This is a genomic window from Enterobacter cloacae complex sp. 677-3DZ2D5B, assembly GCF_004136695.1.
Taxonomy (GTDB): domain Bacteria; phylum Pseudomonadota; class Gammaproteobacteria; order Enterobacterales; family Enterobacteriaceae; genus Enterobacter; species Enterobacter hormaechei_C.
This window is the reverse complement of the sequence record NZ_QFLS01000007.1, coordinates 179,226-201,334: the sequence shown is the minus strand read 5'-3', so window position 1 is coordinate 201,334 and position 22,109 is coordinate 179,226. Positions and strand designations below refer to the sequence as shown.

22 protein-coding genes are annotated in these 22,109 nt (G+C 54.1%); 12 read left to right on the top strand and 10 right to left on the bottom strand.

Features of this window, described 5'->3' with window-relative positions:
- Positions 1–204 precede the first annotated feature (204 nt).
- Positions 205–1,662 (top strand): EAL domain-containing protein, encoded by a 1,458-nt coding sequence (locus DD597_RS12260; RefSeq protein ID WP_129256228.1) that lies wholly within the window; start codon positions 205–207, stop codon positions 1,660–1,662.
- An 83-nt stretch (positions 1,663–1,745) separates the two neighbouring features.
- On the opposite strand, the gene DD597_RS12255 is transcribed toward DD597_RS12260, so the two are convergent.
- The 6 genes from DD597_RS12255 to DD597_RS12230 all read right to left on the bottom strand — a co-directional run bounded on the left by DD597_RS12255 (position 1,746) and on the right by DD597_RS12230 (position 4,986).
- The gene (locus DD597_RS12255; RefSeq protein ID WP_129256227.1) at positions 1,746–2,024 is read right to left on the bottom strand and encodes a biofilm development regulator YmgB/AriR family protein; all 279 of its coding nucleotides are present in this window, start codon (positions 2,022–2,024) and stop codon (positions 1,746–1,748) included.
- 23 nt (positions 2,025–2,047) lie between these two features.
- Positions 2,048–2,347, bottom strand: coding sequence for a hypothetical protein (locus DD597_RS12250; protein ID WP_003857266.1), 300 nt, complete (start codon positions 2,345–2,347; stop codon positions 2,048–2,050).
- Positions 2,348–2,465: 118 nt separating this feature from the next.
- Positions 2,466–2,705: a regulatory protein YcgZ gene (ycgZ, locus tag DD597_RS12245; protein WP_003857265.1), complete on the bottom strand. Its 240-nt coding sequence runs from the start codon at positions 2,703–2,705 to the stop codon at positions 2,466–2,468.
- A gap of 188 nt (positions 2,706–2,893) precedes the next feature.
- Entirely contained in the window at positions 2,894–3,166 is a 273-nt protein-coding gene (locus DD597_RS12240; RefSeq protein WP_003857263.1) for a YqjD family protein, read from the bottom strand.
- Positions 3,167–3,350: 184 nt separating this feature from the next.
- Positions 3,351–3,956 (bottom strand): transporter, encoded by a 606-nt coding sequence (locus DD597_RS12235; protein WP_129256226.1) that lies wholly within the window; start codon positions 3,954–3,956, stop codon positions 3,351–3,353.
- A 487-nt stretch (positions 3,957–4,443) separates the two neighbouring features.
- Positions 4,444–4,986, bottom strand: coding sequence for a hypothetical protein (locus tag DD597_RS12230; protein ID WP_129256225.1), 543 nt, complete (start codon positions 4,984–4,986; stop codon positions 4,444–4,446).
- 340 nt (positions 4,987–5,326) lie between these two features.
- On the opposite strand from DD597_RS12230, the gene DD597_RS12225 reads away from it, so the two are divergent.
- The 3 genes from DD597_RS12225 (at position 5,327) to DD597_RS12215 (ending at position 8,604) form a co-directional block, all read left to right on the top strand.
- On the top strand, positions 5,327–5,602 hold the full coding sequence (locus DD597_RS12225; protein WP_003857256.1) for a metal/formaldehyde-sensitive transcriptional repressor: 276 nt from the start codon (positions 5,327–5,329) through the stop codon (positions 5,600–5,602).
- A 32-nt stretch (positions 5,603–5,634) separates the two neighbouring features.
- Complete coding sequence (locus DD597_RS12220) at positions 5,635–6,753, top strand: S-(hydroxymethyl)glutathione dehydrogenase/class III alcohol dehydrogenase (RefSeq protein ID WP_058658927.1); 1,119 nt, start codon at positions 5,635–5,637, stop codon at positions 6,751–6,753.
- Positions 6,754–6,912: 159 nt separating this feature from the next.
- The gene (locus DD597_RS12215; protein WP_023314123.1) at positions 6,913–8,604 is read left to right on the top strand and encodes a methyl-accepting chemotaxis protein; all 1,692 of its coding nucleotides are present in this window, start codon (positions 6,913–6,915) and stop codon (positions 8,602–8,604) included.
- Positions 8,605–8,645: 41 nt separating this feature from the next.
- On the opposite strand, the gene DD597_RS12210 is transcribed toward DD597_RS12215, so the two are convergent.
- Positions 8,646–9,569: a LysR substrate-binding domain-containing protein gene (locus DD597_RS12210; protein WP_003857247.1), complete on the bottom strand. Its 924-nt coding sequence runs from the start codon at positions 9,567–9,569 to the stop codon at positions 8,646–8,648.
- A gap of 227 nt (positions 9,570–9,796) precedes the next feature.
- Between DD597_RS12210 and DD597_RS12205 the strand changes: the two genes are divergently transcribed.
- Both DD597_RS12205 and DD597_RS12200 read left to right on the top strand, forming a co-directional pair.
- Complete coding sequence (locus DD597_RS12205) at positions 9,797–11,140, top strand: VOC family protein (protein WP_129256224.1); 1,344 nt, start codon at positions 9,797–9,799, stop codon at positions 11,138–11,140.
- A 42-nt stretch (positions 11,141–11,182) separates the two neighbouring features.
- On the top strand, positions 11,183–12,688 hold the full coding sequence (locus tag DD597_RS12200; protein WP_045349905.1) for a carboxylesterase/lipase family protein: 1,506 nt from the start codon (positions 11,183–11,185) through the stop codon (positions 12,686–12,688).
- Here the strand turns inward: DD597_RS12200 and DD597_RS12195 are convergent.
- Entirely contained in the window at positions 12,675–13,517 is an 843-nt protein-coding gene (locus DD597_RS12195) for a LysR family transcriptional regulator (RefSeq protein ID WP_100397324.1), read from the bottom strand. The genes DD597_RS12200 and DD597_RS12195 overlap by 14 nt on opposite strands.
- Positions 13,518–13,630: 113 nt before the next feature.
- Here DD597_RS12195 and DD597_RS12190 point away from each other — a divergent pair, with 113 nt between their 5' ends.
- From DD597_RS12190 to rimL, 4 genes are all read left to right on the top strand, one after another.
- Positions 13,631–14,800: a pyridoxal phosphate-dependent aminotransferase gene (locus tag DD597_RS12190; RefSeq protein WP_129256223.1), complete on the top strand. Its 1,170-nt coding sequence runs from the start codon at positions 13,631–13,633 to the stop codon at positions 14,798–14,800.
- 10 nt (positions 14,801–14,810) lie between these two features.
- Entirely contained in the window at positions 14,811–15,584 is a 774-nt protein-coding gene (locus tag DD597_RS12185) for an ABC transporter substrate-binding protein (RefSeq protein WP_023314127.1), read from the top strand.
- A gap of 230 nt (positions 15,585–15,814) precedes the next feature.
- Complete coding sequence (locus DD597_RS12180) at positions 15,815–17,470, top strand: glucan biosynthesis protein D (protein WP_032609161.1); 1,656 nt, start codon at positions 15,815–15,817, stop codon at positions 17,468–17,470.
- Between the two features lie 105 nt (positions 17,471–17,575).
- Positions 17,576–18,115 (top strand): 50S ribosomal protein L7/L12-serine acetyltransferase, encoded by a 540-nt coding sequence (gene rimL, locus DD597_RS12175; protein ID WP_023324633.1) that lies wholly within the window; start codon positions 17,576–17,578, stop codon positions 18,113–18,115.
- Here the strand turns inward: rimL and ydcK are convergent.
- Positions 18,110–19,090, bottom strand: a complete 981-nt coding sequence (gene ydcK, locus DD597_RS12170) for a YdcK family protein (RefSeq protein ID WP_127675299.1) — start codon at positions 19,088–19,090, stop codon at positions 18,110–18,112. The two genes, rimL and ydcK, sit on opposite strands and share 6 nt — an antisense overlap.
- A gap of 121 nt (positions 19,091–19,211) precedes the next feature.
- On the opposite strand from ydcK, the gene tehA reads away from it, so the two are divergent.
- A complete protein-coding gene (gene tehA, locus DD597_RS12165) occupies positions 19,212–20,207 on the top strand; it encodes a dicarboxylate transporter/tellurite-resistance protein TehA (RefSeq protein ID WP_023324635.1) in 996 nt (331 codons plus the stop codon).
- A complete protein-coding gene (gene tehB / locus DD597_RS12160) occupies positions 20,207–20,800 on the top strand; it encodes a tellurite resistance methyltransferase TehB (protein WP_023314132.1) in 594 nt (197 codons plus the stop codon). The genes tehA and tehB overlap by 1 nt, the downstream gene beginning before the upstream one ends.
- Here the strand turns inward: tehB and pepT are convergent.
- Entirely contained in the window at positions 20,797–22,026 is a 1,230-nt protein-coding gene (pepT, locus tag DD597_RS12155; protein ID WP_048208673.1) for a peptidase T, read from the bottom strand. The two genes, tehB and pepT, sit on opposite strands and share 4 nt — an antisense overlap.
- Positions 22,027–22,109: the final 83 nt, after the last annotated feature.

The window sequence follows — 22,109 nt, the reverse complement described above, 5'->3', positions numbered from 1 at the left end:
GCATATTTACTGTCGTTATATGAAAAGAAAGTAATATTTATGCTGCATATGGATGAGTCGGTTGATTAACGCAAAAATGTTCCTGTGCATAACATTGATAACGGTTTATTAACCAAACAGGGTGCGGTAAAATTATTCAATGCGACAAAGAGTATTGGCTTTAATTACAGATGGGAATACTATTTGCATTCTCAGGAGCAGGTTATGTCTCAAAATTTACCTTTTATACAAGGTACGTGCTACAAGCAACGGTTTGTTATTTCAGCCTGCGGTTTCACCTTCGAGGGGTATAGCCTGCTTCTGAAGTCACGTGGCGTAAACGCCACGCGGCTCCATTTTGAAGAGGATGAAGTTTGCTCAGGTGATGTTCATAAAATGATGCAAAATCAACCACCTGAAGTTGCTGTTTTTCTTGGTCGCGACGTCGCTGCCTTTCTTGAAAGCCTGAAGCAGTTGGTATCGGTGCTGAATGCGCTGCCGGTTATTTGTAGCGTGACGCTGTATGGCGCAATACCAGAGAGATGGCTTTATGCCACGTTGTGTAGTCTCGTTAATAATACCAAATCGTTATCGATGATCAGGATAGCGAATATTTCAGATGTAATGGACTGTGCAGACAACATTTATGACGTGCATGCCGATTCGTCACGCATATTGCGTGATGGACCCGAGAAAGAAGGTAAAGAAAGTCTGAATGGTTTAACAAAGCGCGAATTAACCGTATTGCTGAATTTTTATCGGGGTATTTCGATAAAAGAGCAGTCTGCGAGGTTAGGGTTGTCAGATAAAACCATTTATACCCATAGAAAAGTGGGGTTGGATAAATTATATCTTATCAGGGTGTGGTTTAGCGATGCACGTGTTTTCAGAGATGAAGTCTGTGCAGTAAAAAATAATCCGCAGGGGTTTTCGGATGCGGAAATTGATATTTTGCAGGCGTTACATAAGCGGGAAATCTTTGCGGCTTATCAAATTATTACCGACGGCGATAAAAAAGGAGTAGGCTTTGAAATTCTGCTGCGCTGGCATAAAAACGGTCAGGTTCTGAAGGCTGCCCAATTTCTGGGTGGGGTGAAAAATGGCGAAATATGGCTCAAGCTGACGGCGTTAGTCATCCACGCGGCCGTGTCAGGTATCAACAGATACAATGGGAAATATTATTTTTCGGTTAATATTCCGCCTCCACTGGCTACCGGGAACGCGCTGCCGGGAATGGCGAAAAAAGCCGTTGAGATGTTACTGAAGCCGCAGTGGGCCGGGAAACTTGTCTTTGAATTAGCTGAAGCGATTGATGTGACAAAGGATCCAAATATTCCTGTCACTCTTCAGCGTTTACGCGCCGAGGGGTGTCGGCTGTTTCTGGATGATTGCTTTTCCAGAGATTACGCTATGTTACCCATCCGACAGATTAATGTTGATGGATTGAAGCTTGACCGCGATATAGTTGAGCACTTTGTTGCTAACGACAATGACTATAGCATTATTAAAGCGATACAGATATACAGCGACATGACGGGAAGGGAATGCGTTGCGGAAGGCGTCGATAGCGAAGAAAAATTTGAAAAACTTGTCGCGTTAGGGGTTAAACGCTTCCAGGGATATTATCTTTCCCGGGCGGTTAAAGAAGAAGAGCATGATCGAATGGTACGGCTATTTAGTTAATGGGTTCACTATGCTGGTGGTACGACAGAGAAACTTTTCTACCACCAGCAAAAACAGTCACTCACCAGCGCAATAATCTGTTATCAGATATCATCGCGCGTAAAACCGACAACAATTTCAAGCGTATTTCGAATGACATCGCAGGCTTCGGGCTCCTCGGTAATTTCGAGGGCGTGAATCAGTTGCAGGATAATCTCTTTATTAGAGAGATTGTCACCGGTCAGCATAATACAGCGTATTGCCGAGCCCAACACTTCAACCTCACCACTGAGATGTTTTCCTGCATTAAGAAAATGTTCCGCCAGTCCTTTATCGTGCAAGTCTTCAAAATTATACGTCTGCTGCATAATCGCTTTACTCATGGTGGTCACCGTTTCGGTTAAAATTAGTGTTTCTTGTCTGGGGTCAGAAGCGTGTTGTGAGTAAAGAGAGATCGCATGCGACCCATGTCATAATTGCCCATCACTCTTCCCCGGTCGTGCGAGACGCCGGTTACACGCTGGCGCACTTCATCTTCAGCGGCAATCAATGCATTTTTACGTTCATCATTTGATTCAACGTTAGCCATCGCCCGCAGGCGATTAGCAAGAGACACAAAGGTAATAGGTCCGTTCTCTTTCAGTATGGATAATACGGCCTCACCGATAAGGTCATCCTTAAGTCGTTCAAATTTAGTTCTATGCATACCTTCAATCTCACTCTGCTACACGCGGCAGGCTGTAGCATGGGGCTAGTCATTGCATTCAGAAGCTCTATTCTCACTCAGCATGACTAACTTAGTAAGTTAAAAAACAGTGTTCAGGTTAACGCTCGAAGAAGAGGGCTATCAAACCGTTGTAGTGCGCTTTCTCAACGTCAGACGTGGATTCTTCAATTCTGCGCAACAGCTTTGTACAAATTGTCATTCTGCTCAGTTGTACATTTTCTTTGATGATCTCACTGACGATGGCACCAAGGGTTTCCTGCTGTGTTGGGACGTTATCCTTGTTAAAATACAATGTTATAGCGCTTTCTGCTGTAGAGGGAGCATGGTTGCGACGCATAATTTTCCACCGTTAACAAACAATTTTGTAACATCACTGGCATCGAATTTATACTATATGGTCAAATCTGTACATCAAAATTGTACAACTTTTTCGTATGGATTGAGCTTTTATCAGGAGAACTATCAAAATTAGGGGGGGAAGAGAAGGAAAGAGGGGGAAAAGAAAAGGCCCCGGAGGGCCTGAAATTATTTACGTCCCAGCAGAAGTCCCAGAACGATACCTACCGCACCCGCAGCGATTAAGCCCGTTAACGGGTTATTTCTGACGGCTTCAGTAACATCCGAGACGGCATCACTGGCCTGGGCAGCATATTTTTTCGCTGCACCTTTCACCTGGTGTTTAGGGGAGTCAACGAATTCACCAAACTGCTGCTGCGCAGAGCCGGATAATTCATCAAGTTTGTTTTTGGCTTTATCGCCAGCGTATTGTGCATTTTTATCAGTGTCGAAATCAGACATTCCAGCCTCCTTTTGTTGATAGTCTAAGGATAGACGCTGATTTCAGGCGTGAGAGAGAATTCGCTGAAATCGACGCCTGATTGCTCCTTTTTAGGATATGTCTTTCTTACATGACCACCCTAACGTCCTTAGGATGTTCTTGATCACTATTTCCCTCGCCATCTCTCTACGCAGTGCGAAGAGATTATTTTTGTCGTGCGTGAGCGGGAAAGGTAACGTAATAACCAAGGGATGCGGCCAGGCACAGCATATAACCGAACGATTCCGAACCTTCCTCCACGGCGTTTTTCACGACACGCATATAGCCATGCTCCAGGATGGCGTGCCACAGCACCTGCATTCCAAAGAGGCGGGAGAAGACCAGTACAGCCAGCAGGCCGCTCAACAGAATACCGTACCAGGGGGATTGGGTATATTTTGCCAGCTGTTCCAGGGTAGCACGAAAATGCATAACGGGGCGAATTAACGCCAGCACAGCGGTAATCAGCGCGAACCACACCCAACTCCCATGAGAAATGAGATCAAAAAGCGCGTCCAGCTCACGAATTAGCATTGTCAGGAAAAATCCGCCCACCAGAATATTACAGTAACGCATGGATTCGTACATTTTCGCCAGACGAAAATGGAGAAAGACAATATTCGCTAATACCGTTTCCTGCATAATTTCGGTCAGTGATAATTCCGGAATATCATGGCCGACAAACCGCATATCAACCCAAAGACACAGTACAATAAGTGCGCAAGCGGCCGCCGCGCCAACGAAGAATAAAAAGCTCTTTAGTACAATCATTAACACCACCATTTTGTTTGTAGCGGGTATGTTAGGTGACGAGAATGTTATTTCTGTTCACAATGTGCCATATAAGTGCGGATTTTTAACATTTTGAGCTAAATAGGGTTGGTCGAGGTGGGGGTAAACCCTAAATATGGTTGCACCATCTCTGAGAGAGACGTTAAGGGTAAACCCCAACCGCTCGTTAAACAGCTGTAGCTGCTCAACATAGAACTCGTTGAAGCAGGTCGAATATACCAGATACAGCATTTCCGCTTCTCCACACCCGAGCTGGCAGGCGAAGAAAGAGTGGCTAAGTCAGCAGCTGGTGACCAGCATGTGTTTAAGTGCTAAATGCCGCAAGGCCAATAACACCGCGGCCGCAGTTGTACAGACAGGCTATAGTGATCTCCTTTGCCTGCTCAATACGGATCTTAACTTGAGTTTAAAACTGGCCGCAATTTTTAGGTATGGCCATCTGGTTTTGAATTCATTGATAGCTACTTCATACAATGTAGAAATACACTGCGGGTATTATAATTACTATTATTAGCAATAAAATATTTGTTGTTTTTTTACTGACGTTTGATGGCAGGCCATTTTTACTAACATACAATATCGCTTCAAAAAGAAACCAGTACATAGAAATACAAACAATGAAAAATAAAGGCATTATTGTTTTTGATATACCTTCAGAGAAGGATAATATTAAGGTTAACCCTGTCATCATGCCGACCATCGTAGAAGCATACGCTTTCCCTACTTTGATAACAGGGAAAATAATGAGTGTATATATGAGTTTATTATATTTTTTCTTGACATTTATGCTGCCGACAAATCGAAGTGTCAGAGACGTAATAGACGTTGCTATTACAAGCATTGCTGCAAGAGAATGAGGGGCCATATGTTCTTCAATGATAGTTTCTATCTCCTGAGTATATTTATCACTAAGGAAATTGAAAGGTATCAATACAACCAGACTAAGAAGAACGAAAAATAAACTATCTTTGCATAATGCATTTATACTTCGTCTTAAGAAAATGCTCATTAAAAGCCCTTAATAAAAGTTTTCATTCATAAAAAGCATTTGACATTTAAAAATGTTAACTATCGCCTATTAGTCTATTCCTCATTGTATTCTTAAGAAACCTACAGTCTTTGGTGGGGACGGGAATTTGCGTGAATGCAGAAACCTTCAAAAATGCGGATACGACGGTATTTATTACAACTATGTTTTTACAGAATGTGTCATAGCTTAGTTCAGATGTTCGAGTTAAGAAAAGAAACACACTATAAATTACATGATACCTGATACCCTCATAAAACTTAATGTTTACATTAACTTCCCATGAAGGATACAATACCCCCCTATAGTATCAGGAGGGCGTATGCCGCATTCACCCGAAGATAAAAAACGTATTTTGACCCGCGTCCGCCGCATTCGGGGCCAGGTTGATGCCCTTGAACGCGCCCTGGAATCGGGCGATCCCTGTCTCGCCATTTTGCAGCAAATCGCCGCCGTGCGCGGCGCTGCCAATGGCCTGATGGGGGAAATGGTTGAAATTCACCTCAAAGATGAGCTGGTGACGGGGGAGACCACCCCGGATCAGCGGGCTGTGCGGATGGCGGAAGTCGGCCATTTACTGCGCTCTTATCTAAAATAAATCCACACACCTCACAACAAGGGAAAGACATCATGAAATCTCGCGCAGCTGTCGCGTTCGGCCCAGGCCAGCCGCTGAAAATCGTTGAAATTGATGTTGCTCCGCCGAAGAAAGGCGAAGTGCTGATCAAAATTACCCATACCGGCGTTTGCCATACCGATGCGTTTACCCTGTCTGGTGACGATCCGGAAGGCGTATTCCCGGCGGTGCTCGGCCACGAAGGGGGCGGTGTGGTGGTGGAAGTGGGTGAAGGCGTCACCAGCCTGAAGCCCGGCGACCATGTGATCCCGCTCTACACCGCAGAGTGCGGCGAGTGTAAGTTCTGCAAATCCGGCAAAACTAACCTCTGCCAGGCCGTGCGCGCCACGCAGGGTAAAGGTCTTATGCCGGACGGCACCACCCGTTTCTCCTATAACGGCGAGCCCATTTATCACTACATGGGGACCAGCACCTTCAGCGAATACACGGTGTGCGCCGAGATCTCACTGGCGAAAGTGAATCCGCAGGCCCCGCTGGATAAAGTCTGTCTGCTCGGCTGCGGTGTCACCACCGGTATCGGCGCGGTGCATAACACGGCGAAAGTGAAAGAGGGTGACACCGTGGCGGTGTTCGGCCTCGGCGGGATCGGTCTGGCAGTCATCCAGGGCGCGGTACAGGCGAAAGCTGGCCGCATCATTGCTGTGGATACCAACCCGGAAAAATTTAAGCTCGCAGGTGAGATGGGCGCGACCGATTTCATCAACCCGAAAGACTACGACAAACCGGTTCAGGAGGTGATCGTTGAGCTGACCGACGGCGGCGTGGACTTCAGCTTCGAATGTATCGGCAACGTCGATGTGATGCGCTCAGCGCTTGAGTGCTGCCACAAAGGCTGGGGCGAGAGCATCATTATCGGTGTGGCCGGCGTGGGTCAGGAGATCAAAACCCGTCCCTTCCAGCTGGTGACAGGGCGCGTATGGCGCGGGTCGGCATTTGGCGGCGTGAAAGGCCGTACCCAGCTGCCGGGCATGGTTGAAGATGCGATGGTCGGTAAAATTCAGCTCGACCCGTTCATTACGCACCGCCTGCCGCTGGAGCAGATCAACGAAGCCTTCGATCTGATGCACGAAGGAAAATCTATTCGTACCGTTATCCATTTCGGCGACAACTGATTATTCTGCCAGCGGTTTTTTCCGCTGGCATTTCTTCCCTGATCTTTTCTAAAGTGTGACCTGTCTGGCGCTTTTAACCGTAATCTAATTCTACGCCGTGCCGATGACTCTTTTACAGGCGTGTTTTTACGCATCTTACCTATAAGAGAGTCGACGGTCATGGACAACACAACATCGATGCAGGCGCAGCATAAGCTGAGTTTCTTGCATCACATCCGGCTGGTTCCGCTGTTTTCCTCCATTCTCGGTGGCATTATTCTCCTGTTTGCATTGAGCTCGGGTCTGGCAGGCTATTTCCTGCTCCAGGCCGATAACGATCAGCAGGATGTCACGGCAGAAATCCAGGTGCGCACCGGGCTGTCAAACAGTTCCAACCATTTACGCACCGCCCGTATCAACATGATCCACGCGGGGGCGGCGAGCCGTATCGCGGAGATGGAGGCGATGAAACAAAACATCGCTGAGGCTGAGACCCGCATCAGGCAGTCGCAGGATGGATTTGCCGCCTATATGAAGCGCACTATTCGCACACCGGCTGATGAAGCGCTGGACGGCGATCTGAAAGCCCGCTATGACGCCTACATCGCCGGTATGCAGCCGATGCTGAAATATGCCAAAAACGGCATGTTTGAAGCCATTATTAACCACGAAAATGAGACCGCGCGTCCGCTGGACGATGCCTATAACGCGGTGCTGCTGAAGGCGATAAAAATCCGCACCGAACGCGCCAACGCGCTGACGGCGCAGGCTCACACCCGCACCCGGCTGGGGCTGATGTTTATGTTCGGCGCGTTTGGCCTGGCGCTAGCGCTGGCGGTGATCACTTTTGTGGTGCTGCGCCGTACGGTGATAAACCCGCTCCAGCGAGCCGCTACGCGTATCGAAAATATCGCGAAAGGCGATTTGACCATGCCGGACGAACCGACCGGGCGCAGTGAAATTGGCCGCCTTACGCGCGATCTGCAAACGATGCAGCACGCGCTGGTGACCACCGTAGGCACTGTGCGGCAGGGGGCGGAGGAGATCTACCGGGGAACGAGCGAGATCTCCGCGGGTAACACCGATCTCTCTTCCCGTACTGAGCAGCAGGCGGCGGCGATTGAACAGACGGCGGCCAGCATGGAGCAGCTCACCGCGACGGTGAAACAGAACGCCGATAACGCGCATCATGCAAGTAAACTGGCAGAAGATGCCTCCGGGAAGGCCAGCCGCGGGGGGCAGATGGTCTCCGGCGTGGTGAAAACCATGGGTAATATTTCCACTAGCTCGAAGAAGATCTCTGAAATTACCGCCGTGATTAACAGCATCGCGTTCCAGACCAATATTCTGGCGCTCAACGCGGCGGTCGAGGCGGCGCGTGCGGGTGAACAGGGACGCGGCTTTGCGGTCGTGGCGAGTGAAGTTCGCACCCTGGCAAGCCGCAGCGCAAACGCGGCGAAAGAGATTGAAAGCCTGATTAATGAATCGGTGTCGCTTATCGATCAGGGTTCCGGGGAGGTGGTTGCAGCGGGCAATACCATGAATGAAATCGTCGAGGCGGTTAAACGCGTCACCGATATCATGCTGGAGATTGCAGCGGCGTCCGATGAGCAGAGCCGCGGCATCGTTCAGGTGAGCCAGGCGATTTCCGAGATGGATAAGGTGACGCAGCAGAATGCCTCGCTGGTGGAAGAAGCTTCTGCGGCAGCGGCTTCGCTGGAGGAGCAGGGCGCACGTCTGACGGAAGCCGTTGGCGCGTTTCGTCTCAACGGGGCGCGTGCAGGACGGGCTCCAGCCGCTGCAAACGCAGCGAAACCCGCGCCTTTAACCCCGGCGGCGGTCGTCTCAGGTGATAACTGGGAAACGTTCTGAGTAAGACAGACCCGCCCTCGCGGCGGGTTCTGCGTTTATGGTCAGAGAGGCATTGATTTACGAATGGCGCTTAACAGCGTTTGGGCACCTTCAGAGAGCGGGGCATCTACCCGCGTCAGGATCCCAATCGGTTCTCCCGCGCCGGGCGATGTTACCGGCAGCGCCGTAAGCACGCCGCGTCGCAGATCGTCCTTCACCGCGCCGGACGGCACAAACCATACGTAGTCATAATCCACCGTAAGCTGGCGCGACAGCGACGCCGAGAGCGTTTCAATACACCCGGAAGGCAGCGTGCAGCCCTGCATTTGCAGCAACGCTTCCGCATTCTGACGCGGAACGGTTCCTTTTGGTGAGACCACCACCGGCCACTCCATCACACGGCTCAGGGTCACGGTGTCCTGCAACAGGGGATGATTCGGACGCACGACCAGCTTCAGCGATTCCAGGAACAGCAGCTCGTAGTTCAGGCCGCTCATCAGCTCCGGATCGGACATCCGCCCAATGCCCAGATCCAGCTCGCCTGACTTCAGGCCCGCCAGCAGCATGGTGTTATTCATGGTCGCGACCTGAAGCGTGGCGTGCTTTTGCTGACGGTGGAACTGGCCGATCGCCGCAGGCAGTATGCCCAGCGCCGCCGTTGGCAGCGCGCCCACGCGCACGATGTCGCTGGCCGGCTCCTCTTTACGGTTTAACGCCTGACCGGCGGTATTGAGGGCATCGAGAACTTTAACGGCATGCGTCAGGAACTGTTCGCCCACGAGCGTAAGCTGAGCCCCCAGACGGCCGCGATCGAACAGGCGGGTTCCGGTAAGCTGTTCCAGTTCGTTCAGCGTTTTGGAGAGTGCAGGCTGACTGAGGTTAAGGGTTTCAGCCGCTCGCCCCAGCGTTCCCTGTTGAGCGACGGCCACAAAAGTATGCAAATGGCGCAAGCGTATGCGCTGACTGAACAGACCATTTTTTTCCATAGGCGATGTTAAAAACAGAGCGACGCGGGTGACAAGTTAAGATGTTTGAATTTGATAACCTGATAGCAAAATATTTTTAACATTTGATCTGTTTGAGTTACAACCGTTTTTCGAAAATGCCCACGCTTTGACCACTCGTCTGCCTGGATCACAATTCGTAAATTCTTCCCAACGAAAGGAACGGGCTTCTCTACACTCCAGGTAGTATTCACTGGAGGCATGACATCATGGCGAACACCATCACGGCTGATGATATTCGGGAACACTTTTCGCAGGCTATGTCGGCGATGTACCAGCAGGAAGTTCCGCAGTACGGCACCTTGCTGGAACTGGTGGCGGACGTTAACCTGGCGGTTCTGGAAAATAACCCACTTTTATATGAACAACTGGCGAACGCAGACGAACTGGCGCGCCTGAATGTTGAACGTCACGGTGCGATCCGCGTTGGCACCGCGCAGGAGCTTTCCACCCTGCGCCGGATCTTCGCCATTATGGGCATGTACCCGGTCAGCTACTACGATCTCTCCCAGGCGGGCGTGCCCGTCCACTCGACGGCGTTTCGTCCGACAGACGATGCGGCGCTCTGCCGTAATCCGTTTCGCATTTTTACCTCGCTGCTGCGCCTGGAGCTGATTGAAAACGTTGCGCTGCGCGAAAGGGCGGCGGAGATCCTCTCCCGGCGCAACATCTTTACGCCGCGCTGTCTGGAACTGATCGACCTGCATGATGCGCAGGGACACTTTACCGAGGCACAGGCGCGCGAATTTGTGCAGGAAGCCTTAGAAACCTTCCGCTGGCATCGCCATGCGACGGTCGATCAGGAAACCTATCTGGCGCTGAGCAACGAACATCGCCTGATTGCCGACGTGGTCTGTTTCCCGGGGTGCCACATCAACCATCTCACGCCGCGCACGCTGGATATCGACCGGGTGCAGGAGCTAATGCCGAAGTACGGCATCGAGCCGAAAATCCTGATTGAAGGCCCGCCGCGCCGCGAGGTGCCGATCCTCCTGCGTCAGACCAGCTTTAAGGCGCTGGAGGAGCCGGTGCTGTTCGCGGGGGAACACAAGGGCACCCATACCGCGCGTTTCGGTGAGATTGAGCAGCGCGGCGTGGCGCTTACGCCGAAAGGGCGCGAGCTGTACGACAGCCTGTTAAACCAGGCCGGGACCGGCAAAGACAACCTGACCCACCAGCTTCACCTGCGCGAGATCTTCAGCGCCTTCCCGGACAGTGAAATGTTCCTGCGCCGTCAGGGGCTGGCTTATTTCCGCTACCGTCTGACCCCGACAGGTGAGGCGCATCGCCACGCTTTTCATCCCGGCGACGATCCGCAGCCGCTGATCGAGCGCGGCTGGGTTGTGGCACAGCCCATCACCTACGAGGATTTTCTGCCCGTCAGCGCGGCGGGGATCTTCCAGTCGAATCTTGGCAATGAAACGCAGGCGCGCAGCCACGGCAATGCCAGCCGCAATGCCTTCGAAGCCGCGCTCGGCTGTGCGGTGTACGACGAGTTTTCGCTTTACGAGGAGGCGGAAGCGCGCAGCAAACAGCGTTGCGGTTTGCTCTGAAACCGTTACTCTGCGAGGGTGTGATGGAAAAAGAAGGTTGGTATGGAAAATCCCTCCGCCCCTGTGGTTGAAACGCGCCAGGGCGCACTGATTGGTTTTACTGAAGGCGATACCCATGTGTGGTGTGGCATTCCCTATGCGGCACCCCCTGTTGGCCCGTGGCGCTGGCGCTCCCCGCGTCCCCCTGCACGCTGGGATGGCGTGCGTCCGGCGACGGCGTTCTCCGCCTCCAGCTGGCAGAGCAGCGAAAGCTGCCAGGAGCTGGGCGGCGGCGACCCCGGCCAGTTCTCTGAAGACTGCCTGTATCTTAACGTCTGGTCGCCAGTGGCTCGCGCCGCTCCGCTTCCGGTGATGGTCTGGCTGCACGGCGGAGGATTTACCCTCGGCGCTGGCGGGCTGCCTCCGTATAACGGCAGGGCGCTGGCGAAGCGTGGCACGGTGGTGGTGACGATCAATTACCGTCTCGGCCACCTCGGCTTTTTTGCTCATCCGGCGCTGGAGGGGGAGGAAGAGCGCGTGGTGCATAACTTCGCACTGCTCGATCAGATCCAGGCCCTGGAATGGGTGCGCGATAACATTGCCGCGTTCGGCGGCGATCCTGAGAACATCACCGTATTTGGCGAGTCGGCCGGTGCGCGCAGCGTGCTGTCGCTGATGGCTTCCCCGCTTGCAGGAGGACTGTTCCATAAAGCCATTGTGCAAAGCGGGTACACGCTGCCCGACACCCCGCGCGAGCAGGCCATGCATAAAGGCGAAGCGATTGCCGCCCATTTCGGCCTGCACAATGCTACCGCGGAACAGCTTCGCGCGATCCCGCCTGAGGCGTTCTGGCCGCTGACCTCGCCGTTGAATATCGCCCCTGCGCCCATCGTGGGGGATTGCGTTTTGCCTGAGGCCATGCTCGACGTTTTCTTCGCGGCCCGCCAGCATCCTGTACCGGTGATGATTGGGTCGAACAGCGACGAAGCCAGCGTGATGTCGGTATTCGGGGTCGATCTGGCCGGGCAGATCCAGAAGCTCCGCCGTGAGCGGCGCTTTGGCCTGGGGCTGATAAAGCTGCTTTATCCTGGCGTGAAGGGCGATGAGGAACTTGGCAGGCAGGTATGCCGCGACATGGCCTTCACCACCATGGGATACGTGGTAATGCAGGCCCAGCAGCGGGCGGGCGGCCTGTGCTGGCGATACTGGTTTGATTATGTGGCCGAAGCGGAGCACGCGACGTACATCAACGGCGCCTGGCACGGCAACGAAGTGCCCTACGTCTTCGATACCCTTGGACAGGTGGAACCTTCGCGGCAGTATGTGAATGAACGCGATCTGGCCTTCGCCGCTCAGGTGGCGGACTACTGGGTGAGCTTCGCCCGGGATGCGGGGGCACGCGATAGCCTGGCAGGGCCCACGCGCTGGCCCGCCTGCCGGAAAGGGCGGGACGTGCTGTTACGTATTGGTGTGAATAAACATGCAGGTTTTCGGCTTGAAAACCGCTTCATGCGTGCCCGTATGAGCCTCTTCAAACGGGTGATGAAACACCACGTCAGCCTCGACTGAGCAGACAGGCGCGAAACGCATCCAGCCCGTTTTCAGGGCCGGGTGCGTCGCGTAATACCAGCCGGTAGCTCGCCCCCGTTTTTATGCTTGTGTCAAACGGGCGCATCAGCCGTCCGGCGTGCACGTCCTCCTCCACCAGCGTTTCATCCGCGATGGCGATGCCCAGCCCCTGAATGGCGGCGGTAATGGCGAGATCCATGGTTTCGAAGTGTTGATTTTTGAGCATAGCTGGCGGCGGACCCGGCTGTTTCGCCAGCCACAGCGACCAGTCCGTTTTGTCCCGCGTGGGGTGAAGGAAGGTGAGTGCTTCCAGCGCAGAGCCGGCCCGTAGCGGGCTCATCACCGGGGTTAAGGCCTCTTCGAACAGCAGATCGCCGGCGCTCATGTGCGTCCCAAACACAATCGCCGCGTCACAGGATTCGGTTTTGAAATTGACGTTGTGATCGGTGGTGGTGGTCAGCGCAATCTGGAGTTCCGGCTGTTCGCGCTCCACCTGTAGCAGACGCGGCACCAGCCAGCGCATCGCGCAGGTAGGCGCTTTCAGACGGATTACGGTCTGGTGCGTTCGCGCCTGTTCAGCAACGTTCAGCAGGTGCTCAAAGGCAGATTGCAGCTCCGGCAGCAGGGCGCTTCCCTGTGAGGAGAGACGCAGGCCGCGGGCATGGCGCTCGAACAGCGGGAAGCCGAACCAGCTTTCCAGCGAGGCGATTTTACGGCTTACCGCCCCCTGCGTCAGACAAAGCTCCTTCGCGGCATGGGTAAGATTCAGGTGACGCGCGGTCACGATGAACGTCTCTACGGCATTAAGCGGAAATGAACGACGCGACATATCTCACCTTAGCTATGCATTTTTGTCATGGCTATTATGACAACAATTCGATTGTCCCGGCAATGAAGTTGTTGTTTGAATAGTTATGCATTCACCACGAGAAGGGACAGAGGATGACTTTGAAAACGCCGGTGCAGACACGATCCAAATTGCCCGATGTAGGAACCACCATTTTTACCGTTATCGGCCAGCTTTCAGCCCGGCATAACGCCATCAACCTTTCTCAGGGTGCGCCGAATTTTTCATGCGACCCAAAACTTATCTCCGGCGTGACCCGCGCCATGGAGACAGGGTATAACCAGTACGCCTCTCTGACCGGTCTGCAACCGCTCAGAGAGCGCATCGCGGACAAAATTGCCACGCTCTATGGCACACACTATGACCCGGCGAGTGAGGTGCTGGTGACCGCCAGCGCCAGCGAAGGGCTTTACTCAGCCATCAGCGGGCTGGTTCATCCTGGAGACGAGGTGATCTATTTCGAGCCCTCCTTTGACAGCTATGCGCCGATTGTCCGTCTGCAAGGAGCGACGCCGATTGCCATTAAACTGACGGTACCGGATTTTGCCGTGAACTGGGATGAAGTACGGGCGGCTATAACCCCACGCACGCGGATGATCATCGTCAATACGCCGCACAACCCGAGCGGACAGGTGTTTTCAGCCGCCGATCTGCACCAGCTGGCAGCGCTGACGCGCCACACCGACATCATCATTTTGTCTGACGAAGTGTATGAGCACGTCGTTTTTGATGGCGAACCGCACCACGGAATGGCGACGCACCCGCAGCTGGCGGAGCGCAGCGTGATTATTTCTTCTTTCGGAAAAACCTATCACGTCACCGGCTGGCGCGTGGGTTATTGTGTGGCACCCGCGGAACTGATGGATGAGATATGTAAAGTCCATCAATTTTTAATGTTCTCGGCCGATACGCCGATGCAGTACGCGTTTGCCGAACACATGACCGATCCGCAAACCTGGCTGTCGCTGGCGGCGTTTTATCAGCGCAAGCGCGATCTGCTGCAAAGTTTGCTCGCCGACTCACCGTTCAGGCTGCTACCAAGTGCCGGTTCGTTCTTCCTGCTGGCGGATTACAGCGGCTTTAGCGACGAGCGCGACAGCGAGATGGTGAAAAGGCTGATTGTCGAGTACGGGGTTGCCACCATTCCGCTGTCGGCGTTTTATGCCGATGGCACGGACAATAAGTTAATCCGTCTCTCTTTTGCGAAAGATGAGGCGACGTTACGGGCAGGTGCCCAGGCCCTTTGTCGGGTTACACCACGTTAAGGAATTTGAGATGAAATTACACGCGTTAGTTGTCGGCATGGGACTGTTGTGTTCATTCTCGTCGTTTGCCGCCACCGAGTTGCGATACGGGCTGGAAGCGGAATATCCACCGTTTGAAAGCCGCAATGCGTCAGGGGAGCTGGAAGGGTTTGACGTAGAGCTGGGAAATGCCATCTGTAAAGCCGCCGCGCTGAAGTGCAGCTGGGTTGAAACCTCGTTTGATGCGCTGATCCCCGGTCTGGTGGCGAAAAAGTTCGACGCCATAAACTCGGCGATGAACATCACCGAGCAGCGTCGCAAAAGCATTGATTTCACCCAGCCCATCTATCGCATTCCCTCCCAGCTGGTGGGCAAAGCCGGTTCTGCGGTAGAGGCTACCCCCGAAGGGCTGAAGGGCAAAACCATCGGCGTTCTCCAGGGTTCAATTCAGGAAACTTACGCCAAAGAGCACTGGGAAAAGCACGGTGTCACCGTGGTGTCTTATAAAGATCAGAATATGGCCTGGGGAGATCTGCTGAATGGCCGCATTGATGCCTCGCTGGTCATGTCAGCGGCCGGGCAGGCAGGTTTCCTCAGTAAGCCGCAGGGTAAAGGGTTTGGCTTTATCGGCAAACCGGTGTCGGACGACACCATCCTCGGCAGTGGGATCGGCTTTGGGCTGCGTAAAGGGGATGAGGCCACCAAAAAGCAGCTTGATGCCGCAATTGATAAAGTACGTGCCGACGGCACGATCGCTAAACTGGCTGATAAGTACTTCCCGGGTATCGATGTCAGCGTAAAATAACCGCCTCGTTGGTCCCGGCTGTCGATGTCCAGCCGGGGCATTTTTATACATAACTTTACCCCTTTTTCAGGCCGTTCTGGTCGACAGAAAATATTTCTCGGTTTGTTCAGATAATCACCCGCCAACAATTGGATTCTTAACCGTTTTTGTTTAGGCTGTGCGTTCTTTCTTGCCGTCATTTCGCTGCGCGCGAAACTCATTCACACGACCATAAGGACGTTTTCTCAGGCATGAATCGCAGACGTTTTCTCAAAGGTTCCCTGGCAATGGCTGCCCTGAGCGGCACTTCTGGCCTTGCATCTCTGTTTTCCCAGGCGGCGTATGCTGCTGACTCCGACATTGCCGACGGTCAGAGCCGTCGCTTTGACTTCTCTGTTCTGCAATCCATGGCGCACGATCTGGCGAAAACCCCGTGGGGCGGTGCGCCGCGTCCGCTGCCGGAAACGCTGGCCACCATGACGCCGCAGGCGTACAACGCCATCCGTTACGATGAGAAGCAGTCGCTGTGGAATAACATTGAAGGCCGTCAGCTGGACGCCCAGTTCTTCCATATGGGGATGGGATTCCGCCGCCGCGTGCGCATGTTCTCGCTGGATCAAACCACCTCTCAGGCGCGTGAGATCCACTTCCGGCCTGAGCTGTTCAGCTATGGCGATACGGGCGTGGATACCAAACAGCTTGAAGGGCAGAGTGACCTCGGCTTCGCCGGATTCCGCGTCTTTAAAGCGCCGGAACTGGCGCGACGCGATATCGTTTCGTTCCTGGGCGCGAGCTACTTCCGCGCAGTGGATGATACCTACCAGTACGGCCTCTCCGCGCGCGGGCTGGCGGTAGATACCTTTACCGACACCCCGGAAGAGTTCCCGGATTTCACCTCCTTCTGGTTTGAAACCGTTAAGCCGGGTGATACCACCTTTACCGTCTATGCGCTGCTGGACAGCCCGAGCATTACCGGTGCCTATAAGTTTGTGATCCACTGTGAGAAGAGTCAGGTGATCATGGACGTCGAAAACCATCTCTATGCGCGCAAAGACATCAAGCAGCTCGGCATCGCACCAATGACCAGCATGTTCAGCTGCGGCAACAACGAACGCCGCATGTGCGACACCATACATCCGCAGATCCATGATTCAGACCGCCTGGCGATGTGGCGCGGTAACGGGGAGTGGATCTGCCGACCGCTGAACAACCCGCAAAAGCTGCAATTCAACGCCTACCTGGATAAAAACCCGAAAGGCTTTGGTTTGTTACAGCTTGACCGTGACTTCTCCCATTACCAGGACGTCATGGGCTGGTATAACAAGCGACCAAGCCTGTGGGTCGAGCCGCGCAACAACTGGGGGAAAGGTTCTATTGCCCTGATGGAGATCCCGACAACCGGCGAGACGCTCGATAACGTGGTCTGCTTCTGGCAGCCGGAGAAACCGGTGCAGGCGGGTGATGAGCTGGACTTCAAATACCGTCTCTACTGGAGCGCGCAGCCGCCGGTGCGTTCCCCGCTGGCAAACGTCTACGCCACCCGTACCGGTATGGGCGGCTTCCCGGAGGGCTGGGCGCCGGGTGAAAATTACCCGAAAGTGTGGGCCCGTCGCTTTGCCATTGACTTCGTCGGGGGCGATCTGAAGGCCGCCGCACCGAAGGGCATTGAGCCGGTGATCACCCTGTCCAGCGGTGAAGCGAAGCAGGTAGAGATCCTCTATGTCGAGCCATTCGACGGGTATCGCATTCTGTTTGACTGGTATCCAACCTCTGACTCCACCGAGCCGGTGGATATGCGCCTGTTCCTGCGCTGTCAGGGCGATGCCATCAGCGAGACCTGGCTGTACCAGTACTTCCCGCCCGCGCCGGACAAACGTAACTACGTTGACGACCGGATCATGCGCTAGTCCTTATGGGTTTGTGCCGGGTGGCGGCTTCGCCTTAGCCGGCCTGCTCTGGACGCATTTGTAGGCCGGGTAAGCGTTAGCGCCACCCGGCAATTAAGAGGCACTATGTCTTCAGAAATCATCCCCGTTAACCAGGAAATCGAGCTTCGCGCCGTCGAAGAGCGCTATACCACCGATCTGCACAACCTCGTAATCAAAAACAAAACCTGGCTGCAAACCGCCTTCGACTGGGCGCAGCATGTCGGCAGCGAAGAGGACACGCGCCGCAACGTGCAGAGCAACCAGATGCTGCACCAGCGCGGTTACGCCAAAATGTTCCTGATTTTCATGAAGGACGAGCTGGTGGGCGTGCTGTCCTTCAACGCGATCGAGCCTGCGAATAAGACCGGGTACATTGGATACTGGCTTGACGAGGCGCATCAGGGGCAGGGTATTCTTTCTCAGGCGCTCCAGACGTTTATGCGCTATTACGTTGAGCGCGGCGAGATCCGCCGTTTTGTGATCAAGTGTCGCGTGGATAACCAGAGCAGTAACCGGGTGGCGCAGCGCAACGGTTTCACGCTCGAAGGTTGTTTGCGGGAAGCGGAAATGCTCAACGGCCGTTACGATGACGTGAACCTGTACGCCAGAATCTTCCCGCTATAGCGCCCCCAGCAGCGGCGTCCGGGTGATCCGCGTGTCGCCGTTGATCACTTTGGCTCCCCGGACGTGAATGCTTTCACCCTCCAGCGCCTCGATAACCGCATCGTCCGTTATTTCCACCTGATGCTCGATCAGGACATCGCCGCTGATACGCGCCCGCCCCTGAATAACCACTTTGTCATCAATCAGGATCGGCCCGCCGCGTAACCACGCCTCGCCGCCTATTAATACGTGGTGTTTAATGACGCAGTTGCCTTCTACGAGGGCGTTTTCCGCGACCTGTGAACTGTACCGCACGGTCGGGATGGCATCATCCTCCAGACCGGCCAGCAAACGGGCGTTGCCGTACACTTTGGCGCAGTCGCACACCCAGACGTTATTCAGCGCGTTGCCCTCAAGAATGGCGCGTTCGAACACCTCGGCACGGTGCTCAACAAAGGCCCAGGTCACCATGGCATCGCCGTAGATTTGCGCCTGATGCACAATACGCGACTGGCTGACCGTGGCTCGGTCATAAATTTGCAGGATCTGCTCACGGTCGGGTGTCAGCCCTTTGGCTGCAATCACCAGGCTGTTATGCAGCACCCGCGCGTCACCCGCGATACGACATTCCCCGCGTACGGTGGAATGCTGAATGGTGACGTTGTCACGTATCATCGCGCCGTGACTCACCTCTGCCGCGTCAAGCCAGCCGTTGCCGCCAACGTGTGCGCGGTGGCTTACGATGCAGGGTTGGGTGAGGCGGGCGTTACCGGATATCCTGGCCCCGGCAAACACCACGCTGTTTTCATCGTAAACCCAGCAATCCCCGTCCTGGGCGAGCGCGTGTTCATCCTCAACCCAACCGCCTTTAGTCCCGCTGGTCACATCGTTAAAATCCTTCACGGCAATAATTTGTCTTAGAGGCGTTGTGCACGGTGTTGATCCGTCCTGCCAGCGCCAGAGACGCGTTTCATTGCTGAGCCGATATTTTGTCATCGTGTTATCCCTGAAAAGCCTTTCAATAAACGTAGCAAAGTTTTGGTTTTTCGAAGTGCTGGCGTCCGCACAGGAAACCCCTTAAAATGGCATTTAAAATACATTTTAAACTTTAAAAAAAATGCATAACCTAAACCAACGCGTTCTTAACTTGCCCGCCGGGTATTTCGGTATGGTCCTCGGGACCATAGGTATGGGGTTCGCCTGGCGTTATGCCAGCACCATCTGGCCGGTGACGCGCTGGCCGGGCGAGATCCTGGTGGCGCTGGCGGTGGCGATCTGGTTCCTTCTGAGCGTGGCGTTTCTTACCCGTGCGGTACGGTTTCCACATAGCGTGTTGGCCGAGATGCGGCATCCGGTAATGAGCAGTTTTGTCAGCCTGTTTCCTGCCACAACGCTGCTGGTGGCCATCGGCTTTGTGCCGTGGTATCGCCCGGTGGCGCTGGGGTTGTTTAGCGTGGGCGTGGTGATCCAGCTTGCGTATGCCGCCTGGCAAAGCGCCGGGCTGTGGCGCGGCAAACATCCGGAAGAAGCCACGACGCCGGGACTCTATCTGCCGACGGTGGCGAACAATTTTATCAGCGCGATGGCCTGCGGTGCGCTAGGCTTCCACGACGCGGGGCTGGTGTTCCTTGGTGCCGGGGTCTTTTCCTGGCTGAGCCTGGAGCCGGTCATTTTACAACGCCTGCGCAGCGCGGGCGAGCTGCCCGCTGCCCTTCGTACCTCGCTCGGGATCCAGCTTGCGCCTGCTCTGGTGGCCTGTAGCGCCTGGTTTAGCGTCAACGGCGGCGAAGCGGACACCTTCGCCAAAATGCTTTTCGGCTATGGCCTGTTGCAACTCCTGTTTATGCTGCGTCTGATGCCGTGGTATCTGTCGCAGCCGTTCAACGCGTCGTTCTGGAGCTTCTCGTTCGGGGTGTCGGCGCTGGCGACCACCGGTTTACATCTTGGGCAAAGCAGTCCGTCAGGGTTCTTTCATGCCCTCGCTGTTCCCCTGTTTATTTTCACCAACGTCATCATCGCGATGCTGCTGGTCCGTACTTTTATCTTGCTGATGCAGGGCAAACTTCTGGTGCGCGCTGATAAGGCACTGCTTATGCAATCTGAGGAAAAATAATGACTGTCGATGAAAACTACTTTACTGAGAAATATGGGCTGACCCGCACGCACTCAGAGGTGCTGCTCAGCGCGGACATTGTTAAGCCGGGAAAAACGCTCGATCTCGGTTGCGGAAATGGCCGTAACAGCCTCTACCTCGCTGCCAATGGCTATGACGTGACGGCGTGGGATAAAAACCCGATGAGCATCGATAACATTGAGCGCATTAAGGCGGCGGAAGGGATCGCGAATCTGCAAACGGCGATTAAGGATCTGAACAACCTGACCTTTGACGGCGAATACGACTTTATTCTTTCCACCGTCGTGTTGATGTTCCTCGAAGCGAATACCATCCCTGGTCTTATCGCCAATATGCAGCGTTGCACCAGACCAGGCGGCTATAACCTGATCGTTGCCGCCATGGATACGGAGGATTATCCGTGCACCGTCGGCTTCCCGTTTGCCTTCAAACCCGGTGAACTGAGTAACTACTACGAAGGTTGGGAGCTGATCAAGTACAACGAAGAGGTGGGGGAACTCCACCGTACCGATGCCAACGGGAACCGTATCAAGCTGCGCTTCGCCACCATGCTCGCACGCAAGCCCGCTTAACGCGCGGCCAGCAGACAGAGTTGCAGTGCAGTGCGACAGGAGGCCTCGAACGACGACAGCGGTAAAAACTCAAACTTCGAGTGGAAGTTATGGGCGCCGGTGAAGAAGTTCGGGGTGAGCAGGCCTTTAGCTGACAGGGCCGCCCCATCCGTGCCACCGCGCATGGGGATCGGTTTTGGGGTGATGCCGAGCGACTCCATCGCCTCGAACATCAGGTCGATCGCGCGGCGGTCTTCGCCAATCGCATTGCTGATATTGCTGTAGGTATCTTCAATGCGATACTCCACGTTTGCCGTGGGATGCTGCGCGGCTATTTGCGCCGCCACATCGGCAATTTGCTGCTTGCGGGCGGCAAAACCGTCTTTGTCAAAATCACGAATGTTGGCTTTCAGCACCGCTTCGTTTTGCCCGGCCTGGATGCCGTTAAACCAGATATAACCTTCGCGCCCCTCGGTGCATTCCGGGGTTTGCCGGCGATCGAAATGGCTGATGAAATCCGTTGCCATCAGCAGCGGATTGACCAGCACCCCTTTGGCGGACATCGGGTGCGCCGTGACGCCGGTAAAGCGAATTTCAGCCGCCGCCGCGTTAAAGTTCTCGTAAACAATTTCGCCCAGCTCGCAGCAGTCGATAGTCCAGGCAAAATCGACGTCGAAGCGCTTTAAATCCAGCGCTTTCGCGCCGCACAGGCCAATCTCTTCATCGGGCACAAACGCCACCACAATATCGCCATGCTTGTGCTCAGCGGTGAGGTTTTCCAGCACCGTCATGACCACGGTGACGGCCGCTTTATTATCTGCGCCTAATACGCTGGTTCCGTCGCTGAAAATAATCTCCTCATCAGGATAAGCCAGAATTTCCGGGTGCTCTTTTACGCGCAGCCAAATATCTTTCTCTTTATTCAGACAGAGATCATCCCCCGTAAAGGTTAATATTTGTGGATGAATATCCGGGGATAAACCGACGTCGACGGTGTCGATATGGGTAATAAAACCAATACGCGGCGCGCCGGGAATATTGCCTTTTTTCACGGCGGTAACGGTGGCGAACTCATCAATCACAATATCGTCTAACCCCAGCGTTTCCAGCTCCTTCGCCAGCTCCCGCGCCATGTCGTGCTGGCCCGGAGTGGAGGGCAGGGTTTTGACTTTCGGGTCGCTCTGGCTGGTGATGGCGAGATAGCGGAAAAAGCGTTGGGTTAATTGTCTGGAGAGTTCCGAGCCCATAGTGTTTCCTTCTGTATTTATTTTTCATGTGTTTGCGCCATCACTTTAATGTTATTTATGAAATGGCAAAAGAAGTAATTAGC

Bases quoted from the DNA above. Each gene is read 5' to 3' on its own strand.
- DD597_RS12260 (WP_129256228.1), top strand. From the start codon at position 205: ATGTCTCAAAATTTACCTTTTATACAAGGTACGTGCTACAAGCAACGG.
- DD597_RS12255 (WP_129256227.1), bottom strand. From the start codon at position 2,024: ATGAGTAAAGCGATTATGCAGCAGACGTATAATTTTGAAGACTTGCAC.
- DD597_RS12250 (WP_003857266.1), bottom strand. From the start codon at position 2,347: ATGCATAGAACTAAATTTGAACGACTTAAGGATGACCTTATCGGTGAG.
- ycgZ (WP_003857265.1), bottom strand. From the start codon at position 2,705: ATGCGTCGCAACCATGCTCCCTCTACAGCAGAAAGCGCTATAACATTG.
- DD597_RS12240 (WP_003857263.1), bottom strand. From the start codon at position 3,166: ATGTCTGATTTCGACACTGATAAAAATGCACAATACGCTGGCGATAAA.
- DD597_RS12235 (WP_129256226.1), bottom strand. From the start codon at position 3,956: ATGATTGTACTAAAGAGCTTTTTATTCTTCGTTGGCGCGGCGGCCGCT.
- DD597_RS12230 (WP_129256225.1), bottom strand. From the start codon at position 4,986: ATGAGCATTTTCTTAAGACGAAGTATAAATGCATTATGCAAAGATAGT.
- DD597_RS12225 (WP_003857256.1), top strand. From the start codon at position 5,327: ATGCCGCATTCACCCGAAGATAAAAAACGTATTTTGACCCGCGTCCGC.
- DD597_RS12220 (WP_058658927.1), top strand. From the start codon at position 5,635: ATGAAATCTCGCGCAGCTGTCGCGTTCGGCCCAGGCCAGCCGCTGAAA.
- DD597_RS12215 (WP_023314123.1), top strand. From the start codon at position 6,913: ATGGACAACACAACATCGATGCAGGCGCAGCATAAGCTGAGTTTCTTG.
- DD597_RS12210 (WP_003857247.1), bottom strand. From the start codon at position 9,569: ATGGAAAAAAATGGTCTGTTCAGTCAGCGCATACGCTTGCGCCATTTG.
- DD597_RS12205 (WP_129256224.1), top strand. From the start codon at position 9,797: ATGGCGAACACCATCACGGCTGATGATATTCGGGAACACTTTTCGCAG.
- DD597_RS12200 (WP_045349905.1), top strand. From the start codon at position 11,183: ATGGAAAATCCCTCCGCCCCTGTGGTTGAAACGCGCCAGGGCGCACTG.
- DD597_RS12195 (WP_100397324.1), bottom strand. From the start codon at position 13,517: ATGTCGCGTCGTTCATTTCCGCTTAATGCCGTAGAGACGTTCATCGTG.
- DD597_RS12190 (WP_129256223.1), top strand. From the start codon at position 13,631: ATGACTTTGAAAACGCCGGTGCAGACACGATCCAAATTGCCCGATGTA.
- DD597_RS12185 (WP_023314127.1), top strand. From the start codon at position 14,811: ATGAAATTACACGCGTTAGTTGTCGGCATGGGACTGTTGTGTTCATTC.
- DD597_RS12180 (WP_032609161.1), top strand. From the start codon at position 15,815: ATGAATCGCAGACGTTTTCTCAAAGGTTCCCTGGCAATGGCTGCCCTG.
- rimL (WP_023324633.1), top strand. From the start codon at position 17,576: ATGTCTTCAGAAATCATCCCCGTTAACCAGGAAATCGAGCTTCGCGCC.
- ydcK (WP_127675299.1), bottom strand. From the start codon at position 19,090: ATGACAAAATATCGGCTCAGCAATGAAACGCGTCTCTGGCGCTGGCAG.
- tehA (WP_023324635.1), top strand. From the start codon at position 19,212: ATGCATAACCTAAACCAACGCGTTCTTAACTTGCCCGCCGGGTATTTC.
- tehB (WP_023314132.1), top strand. From the start codon at position 20,207: ATGACTGTCGATGAAAACTACTTTACTGAGAAATATGGGCTGACCCGC.
- pepT (WP_048208673.1), bottom strand. From the start codon at position 22,026: ATGGGCTCGGAACTCTCCAGACAATTAACCCAACGCTTTTTCCGCTAT.